We start from the raw sequence: 17,212 nt of genomic DNA on the forward strand, positions 1-17,212 counted from the left end.
ACCCCTCGTTAAAAGGTTACGGTAGCCTTGTATTCGCCGAATACCCGGCGCAGGGTGTCGCATATTTCACCCAGAGTGGCATACGCCTTTACGCAGTTTATTATGCTCGGCATGAGGTTTTCATCGGTGGCAGCTTTTTTGGAGAGTTCCTCCAGTGCGTTTTGGACGGCTATGTTGTCCCTGGTTGCCCTCAGTGTTTCGAGTTTCTTTTTCTGTATTTTTTCGACTTCCGGATTTACTTTTAGGAGGTTCTTCGGCGGTTCTTCTTCTATCTGGAATTTGTTTACTCCCACTACTATCCTGCGGCCCGATTCGATTTCCTGCTGGTATCTGTAGGCGCTGTCTTGGATTTCCTGCTGGATGTAGCCTTTTTCTATGGCCTTCGGGGCGCCTCCAAGTTCGTCGATTTTTTGTATATATTCCATGGCTTTTTGTTCTATGAGGTTTGTGAGGTGTTCTACATAGTAGGAACCAGCAAGCGGATCTATTGTCTCCGTTACTCCGCTTTCGTAAGCTATTATCTGCTGGGTCCTCAGAGCTATTCTCACGGATTCTTCGGTCGGTAAAGCCAGTGCTTCGTCTCTTGAGTTGGTGTGCAGCGATTGGGTGCCTCCCAGCACTGCTGCCAGAGCCTGGATGGTTACCCTTACTATGTTGTTGTCCGGCTGCTGAGCGGTAAGGGTGGACCCACCGGTCTGGGTGTGGAAGCGCAGCATCATTGATTTCGGGTTTTTGGCTTTGAAACGTTCTTTCATTATACGGGCCCACAGTCTCCTCGCTGCTCTGAATTTGGCCACTTCTTCCAGCAGGTCGTTGTGGGCGTTGAAGAAGAAGGAAAGTCTCGGAGCAAATTCGTCGACGTCAAGGCCAGCTTTTATTGCGGCTTCTACGTAGGCTATACCGTTGGCCAAGGTGAAGGCCACTTCCTGTACCGCCGTGGCTCCCGCTTCCCTTATGTGGTAGCCGCTTATGCTTATGGTGTTCCATTTTGGCACGTGCTTGGAGCAGAATTCAAAGATGTTGGTGATGAGCCTCATGGATGGCTCCGGCGGGAATATATAGGTGCCCCGCGCCACGTATTCTTTCAGTATGTCGTTCTGGATGGTCCCCGATAGTTTGTCGGCGCTCACTCCCTGTTTTTCCGCCACAGCTATATACATGGCAAGAAGTACCGAAGCAGGAGCGTTTATGGTCATGGATGTGCTGACCTGATCCAGGGGTATGCCGTCAAACAGTATCTCCATGTCTTTCAGCGAGTCGATGGCTACGCCTACTTTGCCCACTTCACCTTGAGCTAGGGGATGGTCAGAGTCGTAGCCTATCTGGGTGGGCAGGTCGAAAGCCACACTCAAGCCTGTCTGTCCCTGGGACAGGAGATATTTATATCTTTCGTTGGATTCTTCAGCGGTGCCAAAGCCCGCATACTGCCTCATGGTCCAGAAGCGGCCTCTATACATTGTGGGCTGAATTCCCCTGGTGTAAGGGTATTCACCGGGAAAACCCAGGTCTTTCATATAGTCTAGTTCTTGTACATCTAATGGTGTATACAGGCGGTCCACTTCTAAGTTGGAGCCGGTGTAGAATTTTTCATGCCTCTCTGGAGTCTTTTTTATGACTTTGTCTACTGTTGTACTTTCCCATCTTGTCTTTTCTTGTTCAAGTTTTTTGAGGGATTCCTGGTTAAACATCTGCCAATACCTCCATATTTATAAATATAAAGATTTAGAAAAATCCCCGGCACCCCGTAACGACCGACGCGAATTTGTCCGGAGCGGGAGGGATGGGTCATAGAAAACTGCCGGAAGTCTCCAGTAGTGCAATCGGGATGCCGGGAAAAACTAAGTTAACCGCCGAAATTCACGGCGTGGGCTGAAACGGCTCAGCGAGGAATTCTGACCAAATTAACCGAGTATCGTGTGGAGCAGTATGGTCCATATTACCATGAAGAGAAGCGCTATCGGATAGGTCGCGCCGTAACCGGTGGCAACCTCATCGGTACCGGTGGCGTCGATGGCCGCTCCGAGACCCGGCGTACTGGTCATACCACCGCATATAGCACCGGCCAGGAGTATCCAGTTTATCTTCCAGATATACCTGCCGATCAGGAATCCGACCAGTGCGGCGAAAACCCCCGCTAAAAACCCGATTACCATCAAGCTGACGCCGGACTGCTTTACCACTTCCATAACGCCTGCTCCGCTCTCGATACCTACGATAGCAAGGAAGAAGGCAAGGCCCAGTTCTCTAAAAGAGGCCAGCACTTCCTTGGGCATACGGGTGCTCAACGGCCCTATCTTTCTAAAATAGCCCAGCAAAAGTGCGGATATAAGGACGCCACCCGTGGTCTCCAGTTTTACGGGTGTTGCGATGCCCGGTAATTTAATCGGAATGCTGCCTATGATAATACCGATGGCAAGAATGATGCAGTAACTCAGCAGATTAAACTTTTCCTTCGCTTCTTGACCTTCGGACTTATCGGCGGACTCACCCCGCCCCATTTCAATCCTATACCTTTCAAGCTCCTTCTTTACATCTATCCTGAAGATTATCGGAGCCAGATGTACGAAAAGTATTACAACTAGTACGCCGAAGGGGTATGCCACGGCATGCCCAATGGTTATATTCGGGTTGTTGTTGGTGGCCTCCAGCGCCGCGGCAAGGCCCGGCGAACTGGTTAGGGCACCGGTATAGGTCCCGGATACCAGGTAGGGATCCAGACTTCCCTGGTACATTAAAGTGAGAATATAAGTAGCGAAGGCTCCGGCAAAGGTGATTATTATCCCCAGCATGACGAACTTCAGTCCGTAAAGCTTTATTACCTTTCCTATGTCCTTTGCCGCCAGCAGACCTACGGCCGAAACGAACAGCACAAGGCTGAAGGTGAAGAGCACATTGTCGACCTTGTAGCCTAAAGCCCCAAAGACGAGACCCACGAAAAGCGCACCGGAAGTCTCCAGGCTAATACCTTTGATCTTTATTCTTCCAATCATCAGGCCGAGAGCGGTAGCCACGAACAGGATGAAGAATTTATTCCCTGTTACACTCTTGATAAATGCGTCCAGAAATATCCCTCCCGAAATTTTTAGTGGAATAAAGGTCTTTTATATCATCCTCCCTTTTTGCAAAAAGTTTATGTGCCAGGATAATGCTTCCTCGAGGATATGCGGCGTATGGGCGGAACCCGATAGATCCACCGCTTTTTTGTAATATTCCATAAGGGCGTCCCTGTAGTCAGGATGGGCACATTTTTGTATGATTTCCCTGGCCCTTTCCCTGGGGCTCAGTCCCCTGAGGTCGGCCAAGCCTTGTTCGGTAACCACTACCATTACGTCGTGCTCGGTGTGGTCCACGTGGGATACTTTCGGAACTATACAGGAGATTGCACCGTCTTTGGCGGTGGACGGGGTTGCGAAAATTGATAAATAGGCGTTCCTGGCGAAATCGCCGGAACCTCCTATACCGTTCATCATTTTGGTGCCCATTATATGGGTTGAATTAACGTGGCCGTATATGTCAACCTCAATAGCTGTATTCATGGCTATGATCCCCAGGCGGCGGATCACTTCGGGATTGTTGCTTATCTCCTGAGGTCTGAGTATGATCTTATCCCTGTAGAAATTAATATTTTTATAGAATCTTTCAAGCCCTTCTTCCGAAGGAGTAACAGATGTGCCGGAAGCTATGGTCATCTTGCCGCTGTCCAGCAGGTCGAACACCGCATCCTGGATAACCTCCGAATAAAACTCGAGCCCTTCAAATGGAGAATCCACAAGGCCTTTCAGCACGGCGTTGGCAATATTCCCGACACCCGACTGCAGCGGCAGCAGCTTTTTGGGAAGCCTGCCCCTTTTGACTTCATGGTCTAAGAATTCGATGAGGTGCTCGGAAATTTTTCGGGAACACTCGTTAACAGGAGCAAGGGGTCTTACACTGTCCTTCCTGCTGGTCAGGACAATCGCGGCAATTTTTTCGGGATTGCAGGGTATATAAGTGGTGCCTATCCTGTCGGCAGTCTTAGTAATGGGTATCGGTTTGCGGTGAGGTGGATTCTCCGGCGTATAGATATCGTGCATTCCTTCCAATTCTAGGGGTTGGCTTTCGTTCAGCTCAACTATTACTTTTTCTGCCATCTCTATGAAAACGGGGGTATTGCCCACCGAGGTAGCCGGTACTATGCCTCCATCTTCCCGAATAGCTACGGCCTCAACTATGGCTACGTCGAGCTTGCCCAGAAAGCCGTACCTAATCATTTGGGGCATATGGCTCAGGTGAAGGTCCACAAACTCGATCTGGCCCGAATTAATACCTTTCCTAATACTGTCATTGGTCTGGTAGGGTATTCTCTTGGTTATGGCACCAGCCCTGGCAAGGGTCCCGTCCAGCTCATCACCCACCGAGGCACCGGTATATAGAGTTATCCTTAGGTTTTCCTTCTCAGCCCGTTTCGCCAGGGCCATCGGAACCTCCTTGGGGTACCCGGCCGGCGTAAAACCGCTGGTGCCGACGATCATCCCGTCTTTGATGAGGGATGCAGCCTCTTCGGCCGTCATGATTTTGGCCTCAAGGCTTCTTGACCGAAGTCTTTCACTGGAGGCCTTCATCTTTATCACCCCGTAAAAGTTATTCATTATTTTCCAAAAATAAAAATGCGGCCGCGGTGGCATGAAATGCCACCTACGGCCGCACATTATCCGCTTTTCCGGCGAAAGGTCTTTTCACCGTTACAGATAAATGGCCTTATCAGTATTTATTTTTTTTTCAGATATTCCTTATACTTCATCAGGCATATCTTAAGAGCTGTAATAATTGATTTTTTAGCTGTTCCCCAGTACTGGTTTTCAAATACTTTCAATATGCTATCGAAGTTTTCCATATTCCCCCCAACCACCGCCCTTTTGAAAAAGTCCCTAGCCACGTTTGTCGCCAGCGTAATATCCGCATCCATTATGTTCGAAGTCTTGGTATCGACCAATAGGGTGACTCCTACTACGGTATACAGCCTCTGCGCGGTGGTTTCACCGGGGAGCTTCGCGTATCCCGTTACGATGATTTCATGTTCGGGTACGTTTCCCATCGCAGCCCCCTTTATGTGATTAATTGCACTAGTGTTTTTATTTAATAATTCGACGAAAAATCTCTCAATCCTTCTTTTAGATAAAAATTTTTGGTTTCCGCGTGCCGTTTCTCATGTCAACCTCGATTACCCTCTCCACTTCTTCACCCCTGCAGCCCACCAGGTAACCGGCCATATTGCAGGCTGCGCACGCGTGGTTAGGAATTATCCTAACCCGATCCCCTACCTTCAATGACGTTTCCCCTTCGACCTCCACCTTGGCCACTTCCTCCGACAGGCTGACTAAAGTCAGTTCGGGATGGCCTGCAACGGCGCCGAAACCCTTCATCAGGGAAATTCCGTGAGCTCCCCGGTCAAGGCCTAAACACTTGCTGCCCACGTCAAGGATCATGTTACCCGGCCTGGGGCGCGAGATCACGGTTCCCATGACGGTGAGGGAACACTTTTCGAGGGGGACAACCCCCAGCGAGGCCTGGATGACGTCGTAAAACACGTAGTTTCCGGGCCTGAGCACGTTTATCCTCTCGTCCTTTACGGCATAGCGGAAGGTGGGGGTGCTGCCCGTCGCGACGATTTCCACTTTAAAGCCTTCCTTTTCTAGAATGCCGGCGGCAGTCCTCAGAGCATCCACTTCCTGGCGAGCTATTTCATCTACCTTTTCGGGCCCGCTTGCGCCGTAAACGTGGCCGGGGTGGGTGGCAATTCCGACCAGCTTCAGGGTTTTCAAGGCGGCCAATTCCCGCGCAAGCCCGGCCGCGTCTTCCGGCAGGACTCCAAACCTCCTGAGGCCGCTGTCTATTATAATGAGGTATTCAAGCTCTACACCGTTTTCCTCAAGGGCTGAGTTGATCTCCCTCGCAACTTCCACGCAGTCTATGCTCAGGATGATACGCGCCTTTTGGGCCAACCGGATAACCCTCTTCAGGTTTTGCCTTCCCGCCACCGGGTATGCCAGCATGATATCGTTGAAGCCTTTTTCTACCAGCCTTTCCGCCTCCAGCAGGGTACCCACCAGGAAACCTTCTGCACCGGCCGCCTTCTGCATCGCGGCTATTTCGGTGCTCTTATGGGTCTTAACCATCGGCCACAGTCGCTTGCCGTAAGTTTTGACAATGTCGGCCGTCTCTTTGATATTTTGTTCCAGAACATCCAGGTCCACCAGGAATACCGGGGTGGGCAGGTCGTAAATTTTCATACCGGAAACCTCCTAAGCATTTTAATAATTAGAGGTTAATGGCTCTAATCTTTTTTCCAGTTCCTTTATCATATTATCATTTTGACGCTGCTAAGTCATGTACATTGCCGTTAATCTTTAGCAGGAGACCGGGTAACAAATATGCGGTCGCTAGTGACATACAAACCACACACGGCCGCACATTTTTCGTCCCGCCAATGAAAGGTCTTTCAACCAAGACCATATCACACAAATTATTATACAGCCAGCTGTTCGTCTCTAATGTCGGTTATAAACATATGACCCGGTGAATGAGTTATCATAATCTCCGGCTTCGATTCTAGGGCTACCGCCTGAGGCGTTACTCCACAAGCCCAGAAGACTGGCACCTCATCGTCTCTTATTTCCATCATCCTGGCCTCCCGGGCCGTCATTTTTTCCATTATATCCCCGCCTCCCGTAAACTATCACTCCAAATCCTCCATGATGACGTCATATGTTCTGCCGCTGACCTTCACATCGAAATATTTTATAGTTTTCAATGAAGCCTTAATCTCCTTAATAAGCCTTTCCCTCTCTCTTAGCGCCTCGTGGGCCTGCTTTAAATCCACTGCCTTGAACTGAAGTCTGTCCCCCGGTTTCAGCTGGGCGAGTTTTGATAGATCCACCCATATACAGGTCGCAATTTTGGTATACCCTCCTGTGGTCTGGGCATCCTTCAGCATCACTATGGGCTTGCCGTTTCCAGGCACCTGGACGGCTCCGGGTAAAATGCCGTCGGTGATTATGTCGTGCTTTAATTTTGCTCTTATTTCCGGACCTTCAAGCCTATAACCCATTCTGTCCGAGTCTTTTGTAACGGTATAAGTTGAATTCAAAAACAGCTCGAAAGCCTCCCGGTCAAAACAATCGTCCTGAGGGCCAGGGATAACCCTTATTTCGGCTTCAGCTCCGTAAGAGGGAATGTACTTATCCGCCACCCTGTAGAATTTGTTTATTAATCCACCCCTGGCTCTGGAGAGCACGTCCCCCCTTTTTAAAGGTCTGCCTTCCAGTCCGCCCAGCTTTCCCCTGGTATAGGTGGATGCACTGCCCATTACTGTATCGGCCGAAAAACCTCCGCAAACAGCAAGGTATGCGCGGCACCCCGAACTTACCGGACCAAGGGATAATATGTCCCCCCTCCTCACCGGAAAGGACGACCATACCGTTCTCCTTTTCCCGTTGACTTCGACGTTCAAGTCGGCCCCGGTTACCGCCACAACCGTGTCTTCCAGTACTTCCAGCGTAGGGCCTATTATCGTGATCTCAAGGGCGGGCGCATTTTCTTCATTTCCGAGCAGAATATTGCCTACTCTAAAAGCGAATTCATCCATGGCCCCCGATGTGGGAACACCCTGGCTTTCATATCCATACCTTCCCAGATCCTGTATTGTAGTAAAAAGTCCGGGTTGCAATACTCTGAAAGTTGCCATTTTTATTCTCCTCCTGTTCAGGAGTTTTTGCCAGCGTAAGTCTCATATTCGTAAGTTTTAATATTATAAGTCCCTCTCTCAACTTCTTCCCCGATTTTGTGGTATTCTTCTGGACTTATTCTGACGAATTTTATGTAGTTGCCGGCTTCCAGCAAAATGGGGTTTTCCCTCCTCGGGTCGTAAAGTTTTACCGGTGTTCTTCCTATCAACCTCCACCCGCCCGGGCTATCCAGCGGATAGATACCCGTCTGGCCGCCGGCGATGCCAACCGAACCAGCCTCAATCTTTTCGCGGGGTGTCTCGAGCCTGGGAGTGGCTATTTTCTCAGACATGCCGCCCAGGTAAGCAAAACCCATGGTAAACCCCAGCATGTATATGCGATAGAGGGGCTCCATGTGAATTTCTATTATTTCCTCCGGAGTCATATTATGATATTCCGCCACGAAATCCAGGTCTGGTCCAAATTCCCCACCATAGGCCACAGGAATCTCAATCACCCTCGGTTTAAATAAACTCCCGCTTTCTTCCATATCGGCCTTTTTTACGCATTCCACCAGTTCTTCGAAACCGATTTTTAGAGGGTTGTACTTAATGAGGAGCGACCGGTAGGTGGGGATCATTGAAACTACCCCGTCAACATTGCACCTTTTTAGAAAATTGTATATATTAAGCACCATGCTGTTGCACTCTTCAGATATCTCATCCCCGTATTCAACAACGATGGCCGTATCTCCGGCGAGTAAGATTCTGGGTTTATCGTACATCTATCCCATCTCCTTATAGGAATCTACCCATGGGCAAGACTTCTACGCTGTTTTCTTCCAGGGTCATTTTAAGCTTTTTAGCAAACTCTACAGCCTTTGGGTTGTCGCCGTGCACGCATATCGTATCGACCCTGACCTTCAGCAACGTGCCGTCCACTGCTTCTACCACGCCCTCTTTTATCATCTTCAGTACCCTAGCACACGCAACCTCTTCATCGTGTATCATGGCACCGGGCAGTTTTCTCGAAACCAGGGTACCATCGGGGTTCAAGTTTCGGTCTGCGAACACCTCGCAGGCAAACTTAAGTCCAACTTTCTCTGCGGCCCTTTCCATAGCCGTACCGGCCATACCGACGCATATCAAGCGACTGTCCACAGCAGCTATGGCTTCCGCGATCGCCAGCGCTATTTTTTCATCAACGGCTGCCATATTGTAAAGGGCACCGTGAGCCTTGACATGCTGCAACCTGAGCCCCCGGGCTTCTGCGAAGGCCTTGAGTGCCCCTATTTGGTAAATGACGTAAGCCTTCACCTCGTCGAAGGATGCATCCAGATTTCTCCTGCCAAAACCGATTAGATCGGGAAATCCCGGATGGGCACCTACCGCAACGCCATTATTGCTGCAATGCATTACGGTTCTGTCCATTACGAGAGGGTCTCCTGCGTGAAAACCACAAGCAATGTTAGCCGAAGATATGTATTTTACAATTTCCTCATCCATACCCAATTTGTAGGCTCCGAAGCTCTCACCAATGTCGCTATTGAGATCAACCTTGAAACTCACAAAAAGCACCTCCCTAAAAATTATCTAGCATAAAAAACAATGCAAATTTTATACCAATTCCGATCCGATAGATAAATCTAGGATATAGCTATGCAGTGTGCGATTCCGCACCCAAAAAAAGTTACTTTTTTTATTTTTTTAAATGAGCTATTATTTAGTTATAGATTCTGCAGAATCCCGGGGGTATAAAAATTGAATGGTCCTTTTTTGTCCATGATATTTTTCTTCATTTACACCATATTGATGATATACTCGGCAAGGAGCGGTTTTTATGACACCTACAGCGTGGAAGACTTTTTTGTGGCGGGACGCTCCCTCAATACCTTTTTCTCTACCGCCACTTTCTTAGCTACATGGTTCAGTGCCGCTTCCATTTTAGGCCTTGGTGGTTACATTTACATTTACGGGCTATCTGGGGTCATATACAGCATTTTTCCATGGTTTTCCGGTGCCATTCTCCTGGTATTGCTTTCCCGGCGGTTGAGAAAAGAGTACAGCCTATTTACTTATCCTGAATTCTTCAGCCTCAGATACAACTCGAAAATAATGCAGATCTGCGTTGCCCTGATAATGATATTTTCCTACATATTCTATATCACCATGCAGATTAAAGGATTCGGCCTGGTTATGAGCATGCTGCTCAACATACCTTATACCGCAGCTATCTTTTTAGTATACCTTTACATTCTTTATACAACTTTCGGAGGGCTCTTCTCCGTAGTTAAAACTGACACTGTCAACGCTTTCATAATATTTGCCTCCTTTCTCGCCTTCGGTACATATATAATCCTGCAGAACGGCGGTATTTCCAATATAATTCACCAAGCGGATTTGTTGGATGCCCCTCCCATTTTTGGGTCGGAAATAAAGACGCCACCTGGAGGGTTATTAGATATATTCTGTAAAGGCCTTCAACCTCCGGCCTACCTTCTTACTTCTTTCTTTGGCTGGGGCCTCGGTCTGGCGGCAAATCCCCAATACGTTATTAGGATAGTATCAGCAAAGGATACAGCCACAGCGAAGAAAATGATAATTTTTGCCGTTTTTTTGCTTTCTATTATCTACACCTTTATCGTGTTTGGAGCCCTGGGGCTCAGAGTGCTGATCCCTACCTCCCCGCCTGTAAACAACGTAGATGAGATAATTCCCACGCTGCTCAACCGTATATCTCCGGCTTACCTTAACGGCATAATACTCGTAAGCATCATAGCAGCTTCGGTCTCTACTGCAAATTCCCAGCTTCTACTGATAGCCACCAGCTTTACCTATGACATATTAAAGAACCTTAGGAAAGAAATTCGAGAAGAAGAGATGCTCAACCTGAACCGCATAACAATTGCAGTTGCCGGCACTTTATCCCTGCTTTTGTCGTTTAATCCACCGAAAAGTTTGATAGAATTCGGCGGGAATATCTGGGGAATATTCTCTTCGTCCACTTTTATTCCACTTTACGCAGGTGTTTTTTTGAAAAATTCCACTCGGGCGGCGGAAGCATCATTCACATCTGGCCTGATTACTTATTTGGTCTTCTTGCTCCTACAGACACTTACCAAAATTACAATTCTGTCCAACATCCATCCAGGCCTGCTCGGCTTCACCGCATCTTTAGCCGCATTCTGGGCTGTAGAATGGAGGTCAAAACGTGCGAAGCATTGAGCTCAGGATACTCATACCCATCCTCATTATAATCGTGTTTTCCCTGACCGTAGTCGGATTTACATCATATTACGGTTCTTACCGCATAATCCAGGACCTAGTATCCAGGTTTCCTGAAAGTTCCGCATACATAGACGATGAATTCATTACTAACCGACTTTTCGATTTGCAAAAGTACACCATTCTGGTAGCGATAATAGCCATACTTGCATCATCCCAGCTCACCATTTTTTTCGCCTACAGTCTGGTGCTGCCCATAAAAAAATTCGCCGCAGCCTGTGATGAGCTGGCCAAGGGAAATTTCAATGCCAAAGTAGATTACAGGCGCAACGACGAAATCGGGATTTTAAAAAATGCCTTCAACGCCATGGCAGAAAAGTTAAAAAAATATATAGATGATGTTCTCAGGTTAACGGAACTAAATCAGAAAATACTAAATGGTATAAATTACGGCATACTTCTTTTTTCCAAAGACCATAAAATACTCCTGTCCAATAAAGCCGCTAATAACATTTTTGAGACAAGCCCCTCTCTTTCAGAATGGGCAAAGGATTTTATAAGAGAATACCCGGAAGGCACAATTCCGTCAAAAGGCATGGCTAAGTGGCCTTCCAGCGGTGGCATGACGAAGTTTATACAATACGAAGTAACACCTACCGGTGAAAATTTCATACTTTGTTTTTCCGACGTCACTGAGGAAGAGAAATTGAAACATAAAATGGAACATATAAATCGTCTGGCTTCCATAGGCGAGATGTCAGCAGCTCTCGCCCACGAGATCAGAAACCCTCTTCAGGGTATACAATCGTGTTTTCAGGTGCTGGAATCCCTTAATTTACCGGGAACCAACGAAACCTCAGTAGAACTCTTCTCAGCAATTTATAGGGAAATTGACAGGATAAACAGGATTATCACCAGCTTACTTCACTACGCGCGTCCCTCAGAACCCATGCCGGCCAGAGTATCCTTGAAAAGAACCGTTGAAGAAATTAGGCCTTTTATAGTTCCCCTTCTTAAAGAAAAGGCCCTAGATTTGAGGTGCTCTTTGCCGGAAGGGAGCGATGAAGTGTATATAGATCCCAATCATCTAAAGCAGATCCTCATGAACTTAATTACCAACGCCATAAGGGCCAGCAGGCAGGGGGGCTTCATAAATGTGTCCTTACATCAAACTTTTGACGAGACGGTAATATGTGTGAGGGATAAGGGCATTGGCATACCAAAACAGCACCTCTCTAGAATCTTCACACCGTTTTTTACTACTTTCCCGGGAGGTACCGGCCTGGGTCTGTGCGTTGTCCAGAGCCTCACTATAAAAAACCGAGGCCGTATATGGATAGAAAGCACTGAAGATTCCGGCACATCTGTTTACCTGGCATTCCCTAGCTCATTTTCGCACAAAATGAGCGAAAACGTTGATTGAACTAAAAAGAACATCCTTTCCAAAAAATCGATCAGTTGTTTTGGTATTTGCGGCCTTATTTTTTTTGCAGTAAAATAGTTTTGGTGGTAATTAATGAACAAATTAAAAATACTGATAATAGATGACGAGCCCTCTATAAGCAGGGCTTTAAAAATAGCATTACAGGCCGATGGCCATTCAGTGGAAACCGCCCTCAGCGGCAGGGTTGGGTTAAATATGCTAAAAAACTGCTCTCCCGATGCGGTTATCCTGGACCTTCGCCTGCCCGATATCGACGGGATGCAAATTATAGACAAGATAAAGGAGTTTTCCGACGGCATCATAACCATTGTCATTACTGCTTTTGGAGATACGAAAACAGCCGTAGAGGCTATAAAAAGAGGAGCTTACGATTTTATAACAAAACCCTTCGACCTAAACGAGATTAAATTGTCTTTAGAAAGGGCTGTGAGAGAGAGAGCCCTTGAAGCCGAAAACGAACTACTGAAATTAAATCAAGATAAGACGGTATTTATCACCCGCGACAAAAAGGTACTCGACATTTTATCCCAGCTAGATGCTATCGCTCAATCCGATTCCAACGTGCTGATCGAAGGGGAAACAGGCACGGGCAAGGAGCTCGTCGCCCGGATGATCCACGAAAAAAGCAGGCGATCGTCCGGCCCTCTAGTCACAATAAATTGCAGTGCAATCCCCGGCAACCTTTTTGAGAGCGAACTTTTCGGCCACGAGAAAAACGCGTTTACGGGAGCAGGCGAGCGAAAAAAGGGGCTTTTTGAATTAGCCAACGGCGGAAGCCTTTTTCTGGACGAGATGGGAGAGCTGCCGCTGGAGCTTCAGTCCAAACTTCTCCGGGTGCTGGAAGATAGGAAGATAAGGAGGGTCGGGGGATTATCAAATCTCCCCGTTAATGTGCGCATAATTTCCGCCACAAACAAAGACCTCAAAGCTGAAGTAGAGCGGGGAAACTTCAGGCGGGATCTTTTTTACCGTATATGCGTTTTCCATATAAAAATCCCGCCACTTCGGAAAAGAAGGTGTGATATAATTCCTTTACTGGAATACTACCGCACCTTTTTTAACAGGCAATTCAAGAAAAACATCACCGGCTTCTCAGAAGGTGCCCTTCGAATCCTCCAAAATTACTACTGGCCCGGAAATGTAAGGGAACTTAAAAATATATTAGAAAGGGCATTTATTCTTGCCAGAAAAAACTTGATAACCGAATACGAACTTCCCATGGAATTGAAAAGCGGCCGGACGGAATCCACGGAAATCTCGGAAAGTTCGACCTTTCTTTCACTGGAAGATATGGAAAAGCGACATATAAAAGACGCCCTCGAAAGGACTCACTGGAACATAACAAAAGCTGCAGAGCTTTTGGGCATTAGCCGTTTTGCTCTGCAGCGCAGAATGAAAAAATACTTCCCAAACGAAAGTGAAAAATAAACTCTGCGCTATGAAGATATTATTTGAATAACTCTTTTATTCCTGATAGCGCATTGATTCCGCCGTAGACTTCTAAAATAAAGACTAAAATTCCAAGTACGATCAATATGGTCGGATGACGGTACTCACCAACTATCTTTTTATTCCTGCAAGCTAAGAGCATGCAGCCCAGGGTGATAGGTAGGATTAAGCCGTTTATGGCTCCCGCAAATATAAGAAGGGTAACAGGTTTTCCAATCAGTATAAAGAACAATGTGCAGAAGACTATAAAGCCTATGATGAATTTAGAAAAGTGCTCTTCTACTGGCTTGAAATACGTTTTTATAAAAGAAAGGGTTGTAAAAGAGCAACCGACGACAGAAGTAGCGGCGGCTGACCAAAGTACCAGTCCGAACATCTTATAACCCGCTATGCCTGCCACGGTTAAAAATGGTGTTGCAGCTGGATTCACCGCGTCAAACTTAATACCCTTCACAGCTACTCCCAGATTTGCTAAAAATAGAGCGTATCTCATTATGCCAGCAACTACTATTCCGAGCACAGCACTCTTGGTAGCTTCACTCACTGCTTTAATGCCTTTCATATTTCCTTCAATAAGACGATGTCCTCCTGCAAAGGTAATATAACCGCCTACTGTTCCACCTATTAGTGTAATCATTGGTAAAAAGTCAAATTGAGTTGGAGCAAAGGTACGTACTGCAACTTCTCCTATTGGGGGATTCGCAGCCACTGAAACATAGGCGGCCAGCAAGACCATAAAAATGCCTAGAATTTGGGCAAACCTGTCCATTGCATTTCCAATTTCTTTTGAGGTAAATATGAGTATACACATAATAGCGGATATGACCGCTCCCCAACGGGCATCAATTCCAAATATGGTATTTAAGCTCATCCCAGTGCCAGCTATATTTCCGATATTGAAAGCTATGCCGCCAATCACGACAATTAGAGACACGAAATAACCAAGTCCCGGCAGTACTTCATTCGCTATTTCCTGGCCTCGCTTGCCCGCGGCTACTATAATGCGCCAGACATTTACCTGGACTATTATATCGACTATTATTGTCACTAGAATTATTGCGCTAAAACTGGCCAAGTATTGTTGAGTAAATACTGCGGTCTGCGTCAGAAAACCAGGACCTATGGCAGAGGTAGCCATCAAGAAAGCTGCACCAACCAGCATGCTTAACGAATATGGTCTTTTCTCCAAATGCAATTCCTCCTTTTTTTAAAATTGTTTGATTGTTACTACCAATATGCAAATTTTGTTCCACGCAAAAGGCTCTTCATATGAGTGTTTTTCCTTATTAAAACCGATCAATAAGCCGCCTCAATTCCGATATTGCACAAAATGTGCGAAATCGAACAGAAAAAGAATCGTCTAAATTTGCTTTAATATATTTTTAGAATACTACCGGTGAGCAAAAGGGAATTTAATTTTACATTTGTATCACCGAAATAAATAACGTATTATATAATTGAAAAACACATAGATTAACTGGAGGTATGTCATGCTCACTCTCCTGTCATACAGCATGTCTAAAGGCTTATCGGTGCTCCGAGATCTTAATGAAATAAAAGCAAGAATATGCAGTACAAAAGACGACCTTTTCTGGTTGGATATGACCTCCCCAGACAAAGAGGAGATTTCCGTGCTGACAGATTGCTTTCATTTTCATCCCCTTACCATCGAAGACTGTCTTTATAGGTTGCAGAGGCCCAAAATTGAGGAATACGAAGGATATTATTTCATCGTGCTCCATGCACTTTCGGGAGATATTAAGAAGGAACCTATGGAATTCAACGTTTATATGTCCCACAATTACCTAGTAACCTTTCACTGGAAGCCGCTGTCATGTGTCGATAACCTCATAGAGCATTTCATAAAAAATCCTGCGGTCTTCCAAAAAGGTGTTGATTTTCTGCTGTACAGCATCTCTGATACCCTGGTCGATGAATACTTCCCTCTGCTTGATGACCTGGATGAGCGCCTTTCCATCATAGAGGATTCGATATTCGGCCGTCCCGAGAAAAATCTGCCATCCAGGATTTTCGATATCAAGCAGGAAATCTTGCGAATCAGGAAGATACTCTCTGCCCAGCGCGAAGTTTTCAACATGGTGCTGCGCCACGATTTTCCTTACATACGCAGTGAAAGCCGCCTCTTTCTTATGGACGTGTACGATCACCTGTTAAGGCTGTTCGATACCGTGGATCTTTATTCCGAAAGGGTTTCAGGAGCCCTGGAGTCCTATCTTACAATAGTATCTAATCTAACTAACGAGATCATGAAGGTGCTGACAATATTTACGGCTATAATGATGCCCCTCACTTTAATAGCAGGTATATACGGCATGAATTTCAAGTACATGCCGGAGCTGAACTGGCGGTGGGGCTACCCATTTACATTACTGCTCATGGGATTAACCGCCATCGGTTTGATCTGGTTTTTCAAGAGAAAGAGATGGTTGTAATCATAAAAAAAGCTTCCTGACCTGCAAAAGGTCGGAAGCTTTTATCATCTCATGAATATCGGTGCGAACACCAAGCCCATGATGGTATGAGCTTTATCCGCATGTTAAGGGACGAACCTGCGGTTATTTTAATACTATCATCATTAAGATGGACAACGCCAGGAAAGCGACGGCAAATATTTCGGTAATTTTGGCCAATTTATCGTCAATACCCTTTTTCTTACCGAAAAAAGTCTCAGCACCGCCGGCGATTGTCCCGGAAAGTCCGGCGCTCTTACCCGATTGCAAAAGGACCGTAGCTATGAGTCCAATACACACGAGGATGTATACCACAGTGAGCACTATGTGCAGACCCTGCATCCAATGTACCCCCTTTATTAATTAACGAATGTTATTTTATCATAATATGCTAAAAAACTCAATATTTTCGAGCACACTCAGGCAATAAAACAAAAACGAAGCTCTTCTCCAAAAGAGAAGGGCCTCGGAATAACCTAGGAATCTTTATCGGATTGCCTGTTTTCGAAAACTATCTCTTCTTTCTCGCCGTTTTCCTTCTCTATCTGTATCGTGCAGCGTGTTACCAGTGCGGCGATTACCCCTATAGCGGCAAGATACGGCGCCAGTATGGCTCCTATGGCTCCGACGGTAACCGGAATTTCCAGGAGCACGCGGTCACCTTGTTTTATGCGCAGGCGGGTTACATTACCCTTGCGGATGAGTTCTTTTATTTTCTCCAGGAGCATGCTGCCTTTTGTTCCGAGGTCCTCGAGTTTAAATCCCTCTTTTTGCTCCTCTTCAAGAATGATGAGCGCTTTTACCACGTCGCCTCCTGCGGCTTCCAGCGCTTCTTTAGCCTTGCGGTAGGTACAGCCGGTCCTTTCCCGGAGGATATCGATTTTTTGAAGGTCTATTTCCATATTTTTTAACCTCCCTTCA

General features: G+C 46.6%; 15 protein-coding genes and 1 pseudogene. 4 read left to right on the top strand and 12 right to left on the bottom strand.

Features of this window, described 5'->3' with window-relative positions; all coding sequences use genetic code 11:
* Window positions 1-8: 8 nt before the first annotated feature.
* From TOCE_RS09245 to TOCE_RS09285, 9 genes and pseudogenes are all read right to left on the bottom strand, one after another.
* Entirely contained in the window at window positions 9-1,688 is a 1,680-nt protein-coding gene (locus TOCE_RS09245; protein ID WP_013276586.1) for an acyl-CoA mutase large subunit family protein, read from the bottom strand.
* A gap of 213 nt (window positions 1,689-1,901) precedes the next feature.
* A complete protein-coding gene (locus tag TOCE_RS09250; RefSeq protein WP_013276587.1) occupies window positions 1,902-3,011 on the bottom strand; it encodes an aspartate-alanine antiporter-like transporter in 1,110 nt (369 codons plus the stop codon).
* Window positions 3,012-3,101: 90 nt separating this feature from the next.
* On the bottom strand, window positions 3,102-4,601 hold the full coding sequence (gene scpC, locus TOCE_RS09255; RefSeq protein WP_041424221.1) for a succinyl-CoA:acetate CoA-transferase ScpC: 1,500 nt from the start codon (window positions 4,599-4,601) through the stop codon (window positions 3,102-3,104).
* A gap of 146 nt (window positions 4,602-4,747) precedes the next feature.
* Complete coding sequence (locus tag TOCE_RS09260) at window positions 4,748-5,074, bottom strand: DUF3870 domain-containing protein (RefSeq protein WP_013276589.1); 327 nt, start codon at window positions 5,072-5,074, stop codon at window positions 4,748-4,750.
* Window positions 5,075-5,150: 76 nt separating this feature from the next.
* Entirely contained in the window at window positions 5,151-6,269 is a 1,119-nt protein-coding gene (locus TOCE_RS09265; RefSeq protein ID WP_013276590.1) for an alanine racemase, read from the bottom strand.
* Window positions 6,270-6,505: 236 nt separating this feature from the next.
* Window positions 6,506-6,658 (bottom strand): annotated as a pseudogene (locus TOCE_RS09270) (D-glutamate cyclase family protein); the annotation flags it as partial.
* 57 nt (window positions 6,659-6,715) lie between these two features.
* Window positions 6,716-7,723 carry a 5-oxoprolinase subunit C family protein gene (locus TOCE_RS09275; protein WP_013276591.1) on the bottom strand — a complete coding sequence of 336 codons (1,008 nt, stop codon included), beginning with the start codon at window positions 7,721-7,723 and terminating at the stop codon, window positions 6,716-6,718.
* A gap of 17 nt (window positions 7,724-7,740) precedes the next feature.
* Window positions 7,741-8,487, bottom strand: a complete 747-nt coding sequence (pxpB, locus tag TOCE_RS09280; RefSeq protein WP_013276592.1) for a 5-oxoprolinase subunit PxpB — start codon at window positions 8,485-8,487, stop codon at window positions 7,741-7,743.
* Window positions 8,488-8,500: 13 nt separating this feature from the next.
* Window positions 8,501-9,271, bottom strand: coding sequence for a LamB/YcsF family protein (locus TOCE_RS09285; RefSeq protein WP_013276593.1), 771 nt, complete (start codon window positions 9,269-9,271; stop codon window positions 8,501-8,503).
* A gap of 192 nt (window positions 9,272-9,463) precedes the next feature.
* On the opposite strand from TOCE_RS09285, the gene TOCE_RS09290 reads away from it, so the two are divergent.
* The 3 genes from TOCE_RS09290 (at window position 9,464) to TOCE_RS09300 (ending at window position 13,799) form a co-directional block, all read left to right on the top strand.
* Entirely contained in the window at window positions 9,464-10,927 is a 1,464-nt protein-coding gene (locus TOCE_RS09290; RefSeq protein WP_013276594.1) for a sodium:solute symporter family protein, read from the top strand.
* The gene (locus TOCE_RS09295) at window positions 10,914-12,350 is read left to right on the top strand and encodes a sensor histidine kinase (RefSeq protein WP_013276595.1); all 1,437 of its coding nucleotides are present in this window, start codon (window positions 10,914-10,916) and stop codon (window positions 12,348-12,350) included. Before TOCE_RS09290 ends, TOCE_RS09295 begins: the two co-directional genes overlap by 14 nt.
* Window positions 12,351-12,443: 93 nt before the next feature.
* Window positions 12,444-13,799 carry a sigma-54-dependent transcriptional regulator gene (locus TOCE_RS09300; RefSeq protein WP_013276596.1) on the top strand — a complete coding sequence of 452 codons (1,356 nt, stop codon included), beginning with the start codon at window positions 12,444-12,446 and terminating at the stop codon, window positions 13,797-13,799.
* Window positions 13,800-13,818: 19 nt separating this feature from the next.
* Here the strand turns inward: TOCE_RS09300 and TOCE_RS09305 are convergent, their stop codons facing one another.
* A complete protein-coding gene (locus tag TOCE_RS09305) occupies window positions 13,819-15,009 on the bottom strand; it encodes an NRAMP family divalent metal transporter (protein WP_013276597.1) in 1,191 nt (396 codons plus the stop codon).
* A 301-nt stretch (window positions 15,010-15,310) separates the two neighbouring features.
* Here TOCE_RS09305 and corA point away from each other — a divergent pair, with 301 nt between their 5' ends.
* Window positions 15,311-16,273, top strand: coding sequence for a magnesium/cobalt transporter CorA (corA, locus tag TOCE_RS09310; RefSeq protein WP_013276598.1), 963 nt, complete (start codon window positions 15,311-15,313; stop codon window positions 16,271-16,273).
* A gap of 123 nt (window positions 16,274-16,396) precedes the next feature.
* Here the strand turns inward: corA and secG are convergent, their stop codons facing one another.
* Together secG and TOCE_RS09320 are read right to left on the bottom strand one after the other, a co-directional pair.
* Window positions 16,397-16,633, bottom strand: coding sequence for a preprotein translocase subunit SecG (gene secG / locus TOCE_RS09315; RefSeq protein WP_013276599.1), 237 nt, complete (start codon window positions 16,631-16,633; stop codon window positions 16,397-16,399).
* Between the two features lie 134 nt (window positions 16,634-16,767).
* Window positions 16,768-17,193, bottom strand: coding sequence for a DUF4342 domain-containing protein (locus TOCE_RS09320; RefSeq protein ID WP_013276600.1), 426 nt, complete (start codon window positions 17,191-17,193; stop codon window positions 16,768-16,770).
* Window positions 17,194-17,212: the final 19 nt, after the last annotated feature.

The organism is Thermosediminibacter oceani DSM 16646 (assembly GCF_000144645.1).
Classification (GTDB): domain Bacteria; phylum Bacillota; class Thermosediminibacteria; order Thermosediminibacterales; family Thermosediminibacteraceae; genus Thermosediminibacter; species Thermosediminibacter oceani.